The sequence below is a fragment of the Roseofilum sp. KMC-1 genome (genome assembly GCF_057802075.1).
The window spans coordinates 4,881,165-4,893,902 of record NZ_CM173605.1; the positions used below are offsets into that span (position 1 = coordinate 4,881,165).

General features: G+C 44.0%; 10 protein-coding genes and 1 pseudogene. 3 read left to right on the forward strand and 8 right to left on the reverse strand.

What is annotated here, in order from left to right:
* Positions 1-15: 15 nt before the first annotated feature.
* Together AC3FZD_RS22410 and rsmD are read right to left on the reverse strand one after the other, a co-directional pair.
* On the reverse strand, positions 16-720 hold the full coding sequence (locus AC3FZD_RS22410) for a hypothetical protein (protein ID WP_488738152.1): 705 nt from the start codon (positions 718-720) through the stop codon (positions 16-18).
* Positions 721-830: 110 nt separating this feature from the next.
* Entirely contained in the window at positions 831-1,373 is a 543-nt protein-coding gene (gene rsmD, locus AC3FZD_RS22415) for a 16S rRNA (guanine(966)-N(2))-methyltransferase RsmD (protein ID WP_488738153.1), read from the reverse strand.
* A gap of 99 nt (positions 1,374-1,472) precedes the next feature.
* On the opposite strand from rsmD, the gene AC3FZD_RS22420 reads away from it, so the two are divergent.
* Entirely contained in the window at positions 1,473-2,414 is a 942-nt protein-coding gene (locus AC3FZD_RS22420) for a DUF1848 domain-containing protein (protein ID WP_488738154.1), read from the forward strand.
* A gap of 35 nt (positions 2,415-2,449) precedes the next feature.
* Here AC3FZD_RS22420 and AC3FZD_RS22425 read toward each other — a convergent pair whose 3' ends face one another.
* On the reverse strand, positions 2,450-3,682 hold the full coding sequence (locus tag AC3FZD_RS22425) for a hypothetical protein (RefSeq protein WP_488738155.1): 1,233 nt from the start codon (positions 3,680-3,682) through the stop codon (positions 2,450-2,452).
* Positions 3,683-3,868: 186 nt separating this feature from the next.
* Here AC3FZD_RS22425 and AC3FZD_RS22430 point away from each other — a divergent pair, with 186 nt between their 5' ends.
* Complete coding sequence (locus AC3FZD_RS22430) at positions 3,869-4,462, forward strand: hypothetical protein (RefSeq protein ID WP_488738156.1); 594 nt, start codon at positions 3,869-3,871, stop codon at positions 4,460-4,462.
* A gap of 73 nt (positions 4,463-4,535) precedes the next feature.
* Here the strand turns inward: AC3FZD_RS22430 and AC3FZD_RS22435 are convergent, their stop codons facing one another.
* From AC3FZD_RS22435 to AC3FZD_RS22455, 5 genes and pseudogenes are all read right to left on the reverse strand, one after another.
* A complete protein-coding gene (locus AC3FZD_RS22435) occupies positions 4,536-6,674 on the reverse strand; it encodes a PAS domain-containing sensor histidine kinase (RefSeq protein ID WP_488738157.1) in 2,139 nt (712 codons plus the stop codon).
* Positions 6,675-6,917: 243 nt separating this feature from the next.
* Complete coding sequence (locus tag AC3FZD_RS22440; protein WP_488738158.1) at positions 6,918-9,911, reverse strand: plasmid replication protein, CyRepA1 family; 2,994 nt, start codon at positions 9,909-9,911, stop codon at positions 6,918-6,920.
* Positions 9,912-10,079: 168 nt separating this feature from the next.
* Positions 10,080-10,367, reverse strand: a pseudogene (locus tag AC3FZD_RS22445) (HEPN domain-containing protein); the annotation flags it as partial.
* A gap of 50 nt (positions 10,368-10,417) precedes the next feature.
* Positions 10,418-10,687, reverse strand: coding sequence for a nucleotidyltransferase domain-containing protein (locus tag AC3FZD_RS22450; protein WP_488738159.1), 270 nt, complete (start codon positions 10,685-10,687; stop codon positions 10,418-10,420).
* A gap of 103 nt (positions 10,688-10,790) precedes the next feature.
* Positions 10,791-12,173 (reverse strand): helix-turn-helix domain-containing protein, encoded by a 1,383-nt coding sequence (locus AC3FZD_RS22455; RefSeq protein WP_488738160.1) that lies wholly within the window; start codon positions 12,171-12,173, stop codon positions 10,791-10,793.
* A gap of 215 nt (positions 12,174-12,388) precedes the next feature.
* Between AC3FZD_RS22455 and AC3FZD_RS22460 the strand changes: the two genes are divergently transcribed.
* A complete protein-coding gene (locus AC3FZD_RS22460) occupies positions 12,389-12,652 on the forward strand; it encodes a hypothetical protein (protein ID WP_488738161.1) in 264 nt (87 codons plus the stop codon).
* Positions 12,653-12,738 lie beyond the last annotated feature (86 nt).

The following is a 12,738-nucleotide window of genomic DNA, read 5'->3' on the forward strand; positions in this document are numbered from 1 at the left end:
AACGCCAAGCGATCGCTAATCCCAATGAAAATAGAAATCATCTACACTAAATTGTCCATCAAAAGCGGAAAAATTAATCCGGTAAATCTCTGCTGTCTCCGTCGTTAGCGTCAACAGAGCATTCGGATCGAGAGAACCCTTAGAGTGTGCTAGATTAGCTTCTGGCAGCTCCGTATGGGCGATCGCCTCATTCTGCTCATTAAACCCCGTCAACGTCACCCGTCGCGAGCTAGTCACATAACAACTCAATCCCCGGATTGGACGAGTAAACAACACTTCCATCCAACCATTTTTCGGCCCAGCAATCAACACCATGGTTCCCGTTTTCGGAGGATAAGCTGGATTAGAAGGTTGAAGGGCGATCGCATTGCGAAACTGAATACCCCACTGTTCAAACTGATGGTTCACCACCTCAAACCCCTGCAAGCTTTCTAAATCCAAATGAATCCCCTTCCCAGGAGAGAACGGTAACCCAGATTCTGTGATATCCGCAGCATTAGACACGGCCGTTAGTTGTTCACTCAAGCGATCGAAGGGATAGACAATCCTCTCGGAGGGAATCTGAAATGACTTCAAGTACAGAGGTAAATCTGAGTCCCCCATAGAAACCAAAGATTCCACAACCGGAGTTGTTGATACTCTATCAGATAGCGGAAATTGAGGTGGATTTTTATCCGGTCTCTTCACTTTTACGTGAGCCATCTGCTGTGCTGGTGTCATAACTATCTATCCTGAAAATGTAACTTAGAATACTTTATTTTCCGCATAAACTAGAATGAGGGGTTAAACCCCTCATTAACATTATGTCCTATTTACCCCATTTTGACCTCTCAAGAGGATCGATGGACTTGATAAAACGTCACCGCACTATTGCCGTAAACCTTTTGCCGAAGAATTTCCAAGCCATTCACCTCATCTGGAGGAGGCAGTTGGGGGGAGTGTTCAACGGCGAGTTCTCCGGTATCTGAGAGCAGATCGAGATCGGCGATCGCCTCTAATATCGGCTGATACAAGGAACTTTGGTAAGGCGGATCGAAATAAATGCGATCGAAGCGATCGCCCTCTAAGCGCTGTACCCCCTTCAGAACATCCCCACAAAGCACCTGAAATCGCTCTGCTGATGCCATCTGTTGCCAATTTTGACGAATCACCCCACAAGCACGAGCAGAAGCTTCAATCCCCACCACCCAACTCGCTCCCCGACACAGAGCTTCCGCCCCCATCGAGCCACTACCCGCACACAAATCTAACCAGCGACAACCGGCGATCGAACCTTGCCAAATATTAAACACCGCCTCCCGCACCCGTCCCGCCGTCGGGCGAGTCAAAGAACCAGAAAGTGTTTTAATCGCACGATTACCATAAATACGCATAAGCAAATTTGCTGAAACTAGAGTTAGACTTGCTATCTACTGAATAACTTTGTTAGCATAACAGATAACCATCTTACTCTCATCTAAAGTGAAAGCCAAATGATTATTAGCGCCAGTAGACGAACTGATATTCCTGCCTTTTATCATCAATGGTTTATCAACCGGATTCGAGCCGGTTACTGCGTCGTCCCCAATCCTTTTAATTCCCAGCAACTTTCCCGTATTAATTTGACTCCAAAAGATGTTGAAGTTATTGTATTCTGGACGCGCAACCCCCACCCTTTACTGTCATCTTTAGCGCTCTTAGATGAACTGGGATATCAATACTACTTTCAGTTCACAGTAATGAATAATCCAAACTTTATAGACCAGAATCAAACCCCTTTATCTTTCACCATTAAAACCTTTCAAAAATTAGCCCATCTCATCGGTAGCCAAAAAGTAATTTGGCGATACGATCCCATTGTTTTTAGTCAAGATACTGATATAGATTTCCATCTTCAGCAATATACTTACATTGCCAGTCAACTTTCTGGTTATACCCACCGATGCGTAATTAGTTTTATGGATCGGTATAGCAAAAATAACTATCGTCTCCAAAAGATTGAAACCGAAAAAGAGATTACCTTTTATCCCTTAGAAGAAACTCCAAAAGTTTTTGAAAAATTTTTACCCTCAATAGAAAAGATTGCTCAAAAACACAAGATCCAGCTTTTTAGTTGTGCCGAACCCTATGACTTAGAATCCTATAGCATTCACCATGGTAAATGCATAGATGATGATTATATCAAGGAAATCTTTGGCATAGAAGTCAGTCATAAGAAAGATACGGGTCAGAGAGAAGCTTGTGGTTGTGTGAAAAGCCGCGATATTGGCATGTATAACAGTTGTTTATTTGGCTGTCAATATTGCTATGCAACGACCAACTTTGATCGAGCAAGAGAAAATTACCGAAAACATAATCCTAATTCGCCTTCTTTAGTCGGATGGCATGATCTCGAACCTCAATCAAAGGTAAAAAATTTGGAACTTTTACCCTAAAAAAATCAGATCGAGCATTATCAAGTCCTTATTCATTAGACTTTGGTAATCACTAAAAACATAAACTTAATGCGGGAGCGAGGAATTAAATACCCTTCGCTCGTTAGCAAATTTTGTGTCACTATTTGAGGGATTCTTAAGGAAGAGCGTATGTCTAATTCATCTAGCATTATCAGTTTATAATGATTCGTTCTTTGCACGAATTTGGCAATATCTTCTAATATATATCGGTTTTGAGCATAGCGAAGATCTCCAATAACAATAAAACTGTTTAAAGGAGCAGATTCAAGCAAAAACTTAATATTCTCTTTCGTCGTCGATATATTCCATATTTCATTCAGACAATTTTGAAAGACAAAAAGATGACTATTCTCGATCGCGTCTGAAACTGACTCAAAGCTATTAGACGAGCATAAATCTAAATTATAAGCATTTCCAGAAAATTGACCTTTCCATAAATTAGGAATTACGAAATCTTTAGTGATTGCTCGACTCAGAGACCATTGGTCAGAAGCAATATCATAAACCTGCACAAAAATCTCCTTTGTTTGGGGATAATACTTGGTTAAAAATTGAGCTAAACCAGCAACTTCTGGACAAGGCCCTGCTCCAAAAAAGCAAGCATTTATTTTCTCACCAAACGCGAAAAATTGTGAACACTGTTGTAAAATTTCATAAGTCATTTGGACATAATGGGGGTAATAACGTATTAAGTAAGCGGCTTGAGTTGATGGATCGGAGTAATTCACTTTAACCTGATTCGATCTATAAGATTCCCACAATTGCTCGGCTGGTTTTTTTAGGGATTGTAAATAATATTCAAAGCTTTGATGATTTTGGGGATTATAAAAATCCATAGTTTTTTCCAACCCCTCTAAAATGTATTGGTATAGCCCTATTTTTTTGATCGGTTTTTCTTTGAGAGTTTTCCCAATCTCTGGAGTAACTTTTTTTGCTTGACCTTCAAGATTCAAAGCTGAATTGTTCAGCTCGTCAATCTTGGCTTGTAATTGGGCTTTTTCCTCTTGAAGCTTCCCTACTTGTTTAACCAGATCTAGGGTTTTATGTTTGAGGGTGAAAACATTATTTTCAAGACTTTTTAACTTAGCCGTGTAGCCATTAATTTTTTTGATTTCTTGCTCATATTTTTTACTTAAAAGAAGAAAGAGAATAAAGGTCGATGTTGCCCCTATAATTCCACCGATAAAAGCACTCGCAACTAAATTTAGAGTTCCTCCTAAGTTGGCTAAAAAAAGATGTGTTATCATCCGACTTGTCCTATTACTTGATAATTACTCTGATGGGGGTGTACTTTATAAAACTGATTTTATCACGATCGCCCTAGTAAAGCCTATGGCTGTGCTATAGCAATTTTGCTCCCTTTGGGGTTACATTGATCGAAGGATCTTGTATAGAGGTTTCCTCTGTCAATCTGGTACTTTGGAGAACCTGCCATGGCTTATAGCAAATTCGATCTTCTGCGAGTTCAAAACGAGTTGGGTTTAACCCTTCACGAAACCCTTCATTTCTTATCCCCAGTCCCCCCCATTGAAGCCGATACCCTGCTGAAAGCAACCCTAGCGGAAAATCTGCCCCTTGCCCTAGCTCAGGGCAATGAAAAAGCTCGCAGTGAATGGATTATTAATCCCATTTTAACCGCCGTTCGTCGGTTATCCTCCCATCAAATTAGCCTATTTTCTGGACGAGAATTCAATATTGATGAAACCCGACAATTAGTCGGCTATGTCGATTTTTTAATTGCCCGATCGCCCCGTCTTTTAGTCTTAGAAAATCCAGTGATTATGCTAGTCGAAGCCAAGCCAGAAAACCTCAATGCTGGATTAGGGCAATGCGGAGCAGAAATGGTAGCCGCTCAACTGTTTAACCAACGGACAGATCGGGCGATTTATGGTTGCGTCACCAATGGAGAGTTGTGGAAATTTCTGAAATTAGAAGATACGGATTTAACCATTGACTTAGAAGCCTATCCTATAGAGCCAATCGAGCGCTTGCTAGGCATTCTTATTTATCTAGCTTGTGAGGGATAATACAGAGATTTGCACCCTTGAGATCAATTTTTCCTGGGCTAGTAGGGTGCGTTACAAACGCACCCTACTAGAGCTATTTTTGTTGGCAGGGAATTTGAATAATAAACTCTGTCCCCTCTCCTGGAATCGAATGACAATCCATGTTACCTCCATGATTTTTGACGACAATTTGGTAACTAATCGATAAACCTAAACCTGTACCTTTTCCCACTGGTTTAGTCGTAAAAAAAGGATCGAATAACCGTTGTTTAACGCGCTCTGGAATGCCCATCCCATTATCTTTAATCCGAATTTCGACCCACTTTGAATCTAACAATTGGGTAGTAATCCGAATTTGACCCTCACGGGGTTCTTCTAAATGCCCTTGTTTCGAGCAAAGGGATTCATCAATGGCATCAATGGCATTACTGAGGATATTCATCACCACCTGATTGAGTTGTCCCGCATAACACTCAATTTTGGGCAATTCTCCATACTCTTTAATCACCTCAATTCCGGGATAATCGGGTTTAACTTTCATGCGATTGTGCAGAATCAGTAAGGTGCTATCAATCCCCTGATGAATATCAACAGATTTAACGGCAGATTCATCTAAACGAGAAAAAGTCCGCATGGATTTGACAATTTCTCTGATGCGCTCTGTACCCACGGTCATAGAATGGAGCAGTTCGGGCAAATCTTCCAGAAGAAAATTCAGATCTTTGGCTTCTTTAATTTCCGCGATCGAGGGATGAGGTTGGGGATAATGGTATTGATACAATTGCAGAATTTCTACTAAGTCTTTCATGTAGGTTTCTGCGTGAGCCAAATTCCCATAAATAAAATTCACCGGATTATTAATTTCATGGGCTAATCCGGCTACCATTTGCCCCAGAGATGACATTTTCTCTGCTTGAATTAAATGGGATTGGGTGCGTTTTAGGTCACATAAAGTTTCCTGAAGTTGTTGATTTTTTTCGATTAACAAGGATTCAGAATGGCGTAAAGCCTGTTCTGCCTGTTTGCGAGCGGTCATATCAATGCAGATCATCCCCACTCCTTTAGATTGACCTTGCTCGGTGGTGAGGGGAAAGTAGTTTTCTAACCAGTGACGCACAATTCCCGATAACCGTGGAGTTTCATGGGAAACTTCCACATTGAGTAGGGGTTTACCTGTCGCTAAAACTTGCCTGAGATGGGGTTCGAGAGTTTTGGCTCGATGGGGGTTAATATCGGTAATGGTTTTGCTCAGATGATCGCCGATCGCACTATCATTGGTTGTGGCTAGGGTTTCATTGACTTGCACAAAGCGCATCTTTTTGTCCAGAATTGCCATGCCAATTGGAGCAGCATTGAAGAAGGCATTCCAGAGTTGATCTCGCCAGACCAGTTCTTGTTGCAAGGCTTGACGATCGCTAATATCTCGTCCTTCAGCAATCAGCATCACGGCTTTTCCACAGGAATCCATCACTGGTTTCAGGGAAAAATCTACTGTAGCTTTTTGCTCGTTGACTCCCAAAAAATCAACGGTTGAGCGCAGGGTTTTCCCCTTAGCTGCTTGCTTAATTTTAGCTTTGAGTTGTTCCTGATTCGCGCAATCCTGCGGCCACCAAGGAGCCTTCCATAAATCTTGATCGATGACATCCGAAAGTTGCACTCCGGCAAATTCTAGGATGGTGTGGTTGGCTTCTAAAATTTGTCCTTCTGGAGAGAGAATAGTAATAAATCCAAAGGAAGAATTAAAAATGGCTCGAAAGCGCCGTTCGCTCTCTTTTAAGGCTCGTTGTGCCTTGCGGCGATCGCGTAATACCGCTTGACGTTCACTGGTATCCGTCACCACTCCCAGCAAGGTAGGAGGAGCGGAGGTACTCGTATGGAGCAGGGAAACCGCTAAATTAACCCAAGTCATGGAGCCATCCTGATGCAGATAGCGTTTTTCTTGCATGAAGGTTTGCAACTCTCCTCCTAAGAGTTGATCGAGAAAGGTGCGATCGCTCTCAATATCATCGGGATGAATAATTTCCATCAGCGAATGGCCTTGCAACTCTGATTCGTGATAACCAATCAGATGGCAAAACCGAGGATTAATCCTCAGAATCTTACCCTCTAGAGACCATTCCAGCATTCCTGTCGGTGCTTGATTGAATAGGGTATTTGCCCGATGTTCATCCATGGAAGTCCCTTGAGCTTTTAATGGCGTTTTATAAGGGTTGTCAGATTTCAAAAGGTACATATTAGGTTTTTTTTATGTTTTGAGATTTTCTGAATACTTTGAGTATAAGGTAGAGTTTTGGAGATGATCTGAATATTGTTTACAAAACTTTATTAAAATCAGCTCAGGAACTTGCAAACCGTACCAAGATTTAGGGTGTTAGACTTATTTTTGTAGCTATTAATACAAAAAAAATAAAAAAAACGATTGGGTAATATCAAAGGTATTGATATATAGCACTTGGCGCTGTATGTATCGACTCAATTACCCAAATAAACTCAGTTGTTGATAGCGATTGCCCTCCGACTGCTCTACTGTCGCGATCTCAGGAAGCCTTAAAGGAATTCGAGGATAGGTTTTCTCGTCTGTTCGATCGCGCTGTAACCATTGCTGAAACACCTGTTCTCTGGGATCATCCGGACAAACTAAGCCATAGATCCGTAAGCGTTTCCCGGAACCCTTGAGACTGGTAGTGCGTTGATGCTCTAAACCATAGCCCAAGAGGTTAATAAACCGGCGTAGGATCATAATTCCAGAGGCATTTTTAGCCAGTCCAATACTGAAGAGCGATCGCACTTCCTGACGGTTGCATAGGGCAATGTGCTGTAATTGCTGTAAATCAACATCGGTATTCATAAATACCCGCTCTGAATCGGCAATTAAACCCGGAATGCCTAACAGTTCCATTGTACCAATCTTTGACCCCAATTGAGAGTCATTAAAATCAGGTAAAAATAGACCGCCCGATCTCCGTGAGAGTAATTCTCGTGCCATGGCAGTGTCGCGATCGGCTAAATAGGGACGACCGACGGTGAGAAAATAATGATACTGTAATTGCTCGTACCAGCCGCGATCGTCTAAACTCACTACCTCCGGAGTAACCGGAATGCCATACTTTTGCCACAATTCCTGATGGCGAGATCTGCGTCGTTGATCCGGAGTTAGGCTACACCGATGATACGGCTCTTGCGGGTAAATTACGGAAATTGGCTGGATAGCAGAATGGGCAATGGCCTCACACTCTGCCTGATAGTTTTGCTCTAAAACGCGATCGATCGTAGTCTTCAAGCTCGGTTCGCTCTCCTCCTCTACCGCTTGCGTCTGCTCCACTGCACTCTGACAAACATGACCTTCCGCCATGAGTCCGGCGATCGCCGCTTCCCGATACCGCACCATCCCCCCATTAAACCGTACCGCCAACTTGGCCCAAGTCATCAGGGATTCGGCTTGAAATCCCAGATCCAACCCGTCCAACTCGGTAAAATCCGATTGTTGCAATAGACGAATATTCACCTGGGTTAACCGATGTTCGCAACTGAGCAAACTGGCTAGAGAGGTGGAACCATTCCCCACCCGGTTAAAGCCATAGGGAGCCACCCAGACATAGCGAGGCACACTTTCCCGCACCCGTGACAGAGCTTGGCGTACCGAGTTTTCCCCTTGAATGCCTTGAGCGATCGCCCAAACCGAGGTAAAATGACCCATGAGATCGATACTCACCCCCGTTTCAATCGCGGGAGAAGCCAACACCCCATCATACTGACTCAAAAGGCGATCGAAATTCTCGCCCATACATTCATAAGCTGGATGAGTCGGATCGGACAGAGTTTCCGAATCGATCCGCAAAAACCGCCCCTCTGGAAAACGCTGCTGTAAATAGCTCTCTAGGGTAATCGTTCCCCACTTACTCCCCCGTTTCTGAGCCGACAAACAGACCATCGGCCGGCCCCCAGCCGCGATATGATCGGCTAAATCTTGCACCAGCCGCTCAGGGGTTTTATCCTCATAGCTATAGACCTGCCAAGCCTCTTCCTGGCTCGGTTTCCAAGTATTCTCCACCACCGCCACCTCCGGGTCAATTCCAGATAGGGCAATCAAATAATCTAGGGCAATATCGCTTAAGTCTGCATCGGCGACCCAAACTTGACCGCTACCCCCTAAAACATTTTGAATTAAAGTTTTCAATGTGTTAAGAATAGCCACCCGATGACGGCGACAGGTGCTGGAGTTTAAACCATGCCACAGGACTTGCTCGACTTCATCAATCACCACAAGGGCATTTTGCCAGTCTTGGGGGTTCAACTGAGCGCGGGAGTTGGGATGCAAAGAGTCAATGCATAGCACCACCCCCGGTTCTGGGGAGGCTTCATCGGTAAGCGCTGGCAGTCCGAACCGAGCAGCTAATGATTTGACCAGTTGCACCCGATGGCTGATGACGAGGATAGGTTGTCCGGTGCGTTTGGCTTGTTTAACAATGGTTTCGAGCAGTTGGGTTTTTCCGGTTCCTTTGGCCGATTTTATGGCGATGAGTTGGGCGGTTTCGGGTATAGAAAGGGTTGCCGGAAAGTAGCGCTCATGGAGGGTGAGGGTGCGGGGATGAGTGAGCTGTTGGGTGATGGTGGCTTTCCAGCGCTCAAAGGGAATGGCTTGGTTGTAAGCTTGATGAAAGCTGGCTGCACCTTGGCTGGCGATCAGGTCGTCTACGCCTTTTCCCCATTCCGGGTTCCAGGTGACAATGTTGACTTGACATCCGGCTTGTTGCAGCAGGTAACCCATGCGGCGAATGGCGCTTTGCATAGAGCCGAGGGTTTGGGGTTTGCTGTCTTGGTCGAAGACGATAGTGATGGGGCGGTTGGGGGTGATGAAGGGTTGCAGTTCGGGGATTAGATGGGGGTGGCCGATGCGCCGACCTTGGTCATTTTTGGGGATGCGATAGCCGCTATGGATGCCGGGAAGGGCGATTGCCGCATAGCCTGCGGTGAGCAAAGCGCCTGCTTTTTTGGCTCCTTCCGTAATGCAGAGGGGCAGGCTAGGATTATCTTTGACCCACTGCCAAAAGCCGAGATCGGAGCGTTGGGGCTGGAGCTGTTCGGCGCTTAGGGGGAGGTTTCCCCGGTTGGCGATGGTTTGCCAGATGGACTGGGTAACCCTGAGCGCAAAGAGTCCGGTGGGGGTTTTGGGGGGATGTTCGTATTTGATCGGTTTGCCGTCTGCATATCTCGGTTGAGCGGGTTTGAAGCATCCCCAGTCTTCATCTTCTCCAGTAAGGGGGTTAATGCCGGAACACCACCATCCCCCTTGCTTGAGATGCTGATAGCGTTGCATAATATTGGCTCGCAGGCGGCCATCTTTGCGCCGGGGCAGGTCATCAGCGTAGAGCAGATAGTTGTAGGGGGTTTGTCCTTCGAGGGGAATGACGTTAAGCTGAGTAAGCTGGCGATCGACTCCACTGGCTTCCCATTCGAGTAGGTGGTTCACGGCGGTTGCGTTGGCTTGATTATAGATAGGGGTATTTATCCTAAACCACACTATCTATAGTGGTCAAGTTTGTTAATGAAGATTTATAACTCTAGATGTGGATTGTGTTTGGCGATCGCGAAGGTATCGCGCAGCGCATCGCCCTAACTAACTCCAGTGGACTGTATTAGTGTTGTAATCAGCTCTTAATCGGATTCTTTCCGCATCAATGAGATAGCGATGTAGCTCAACCGGAATGCGGTTAGTGCGAGCAAATATCCTACCGAAAGCAGCGATAACTGCTGAATGCTTAGAGTAGGACAACCCCTCGCCTTCTAAAAATGCTGTGGCAATGTAAAACATAGCGTAGTAAGTGCGCGATGCCGCAAAATCCGGAAAACCTGTACGGTTTAATTCTCTGGCAGCTTGTAGACTGCGAGTCGCTTTTTCCAGCAATTTTTGCTGTTCTGGTGTCATAGGGGTATTCCTTCTCGGCGGATGTTACGAAAAAAGCTATTGTTATACTCTTAGAATTGGCGACTGCTGGCCAAAGCGCAGCTTATCAACGTATTATGTTCTAAGCATAAATCGGCAATTGTTTGGCTAATTCTGTTGCTCTCTTCAGAGTATTGGAAGTCTTGTTTCAGGATAATTAAAAGATCGATATCTGAGTCAGGTTCTGCATCACCTCTTGCTTGAGAACCATAGAGAATGATTTGGTCAATTTTCTGGCCATATAGGGCTTTTAGTCCTTGACAGGTTTCGTTTAAGATGGTGTTAAGAGTTTCTTTTCTCATCTTTGATTTGAACCCTGTAATTAGTCTAATGATAACACTTATCGATCCCCCCAACCCCCCTTAAAAAAGGGGGGCAGTAAAAGTCCCCCTTTTTAAGGGGGATTTAGGGGGATCGTTCCAACTGTTCGTCATTGTCGTGCGAAGCGCTATAGTGTTGAATGATGGGTTCTAGAATCAACTGGAAGTGTTTAGAGTCTAGAGATGTTTGAATTAAGCCCCGTTTTCTTAAAGAGGAAATGTTGGCTAACAGATTGAATTCTGAGGGGAATGGTTCTGAAGGGAGGTTAGATAAATCGGTGATATTCTCTTGATGAGCTAAGTAGGATAATAGAAATTTTTCGGAACCAGATAAACGATCATAATGGTCTCTGATCGTTAGTTCTATATCACCCAGAAATAGGTTAGGATAGGATAAGAATTGGGCGACGCTACCGTTAAATAGGTCTTGGATTGTAGCAGCAATAATGTTAAGCCATGAAGGGTTTTGACTGTAGCGGTTGATGAGTTCTAACCATTGCTCTGGATCGCTTAATCCTTTGTTTTTCAAGAGTTCTTGCGCGAGTTGGATAGAACCGGATAATAGGAGACTATGACAAGGACGGTTTTCTGCTTCGAGGGTGGCTATTTCTGGGGGTTGTTCCCAACTGAGAATCAGTAAGCAACTGTTGTGGGGCGATCGCCCAATATCTTGCAGCAATTTACCATAACGCTGGTATTCGGGTAAGTAGCGCCCAACGAGTTCTCCAGGGGTGAGGGTTTCCTGGAAGTCGTCGAGGATAATGAAGCAACGATGCGATCGCAAGTAGTCGAGTAGTGCGCGATGTTCGGTTGCGTCTCCTTGGGAGAGGAATTGGATCAAGTCGGTGGTGAGGGCGTTAAGATTGGGGAAGGTGCGGTGACTATACCAGATTAGGCGATCGAAATGCTCTGCGATATCGTCTACGAGTTGAGTTGCGAGGGCTGTTTTTCCCATTCCTGATAACCCATAGATGGTGATAATGGCGCTATTTTCGTTGAGTATCCAGTGTTTGAGCGTGTTGAGTTCCTCTGTGCGGTGGGGATAGAGGCGATCGTATTTGGGGATGTGGGTGCGATCGTGAATCTTTTCAGCCTGAAAATTGTCCGATTTATTAATAGAAGTTTGTTCTTTTACTTGTGAATTTGAATAATTGTCGTGAAAAATATTTATATTGCCGTTACCCATATGCATATTAGGATTAGAATAGAAAAACGACACATTTTCTAAAATAGCCCTAACATTCTTTTTTTTTACATCTTCTCCCAACACATCTGATAATAATTTCCACAATTCCCAAGCCATCTTTCTCACATGATCCGTAGAGCAGTGGTATTCCTCCGCAATGGTTTTATATTCTTGACGTTCCCAAACTCCCTCCAAAATCGCCTGCTGTAAGGAATCCAGACGCTTTCCTGTTTTCGCAAAAATCAAATCATCTGTCCACTTGAGGACTTCTTGAAGTTCCATAGCTGAATCAATTGGGTTAAGTTTTGTATCTTTTTACCCTACATTATCCCATATTTTCCCATTTCTTGGAATAAAAACAAATTTGGTGACATTTTCAAGCCGCGATCGTTGCCTCAAGATCCCCCTTAAACCCCATTTGTACAAGTTGATAAATTATCAGTAGAATGACAGTATATAAACGACCGGTTTAAATTTACTCTTAGAGGATCAGAGCAATGGTAAAAATGTTAGGTACTGAAGAGAAGTGTTCTGAAAAGCTACCTTTTGCAATGTTGTTTGCAGTAGAGCCTGCTTTTACCAGCATTTCTAGTGAAGTGCTTGAACAAGAACTTCGCTATAATCCCAAACTTCAGATCAATGAAGAAAGTCAATTAAATCTTATTGTAGCTGGGCAAACCAGCACAAGTATTAAGAGATCTACTAATACGGGTCTCTATTCTGATTCTGACGACGATAGTCAAGGTGATGAAAGCCAGTAATTCAAGATTTTAGCTAAAGAGAGATAGGCATTGCCATAGTTTTATATGCCTATCTCTGATTTTAATATTTTTAATGTAATTATGAT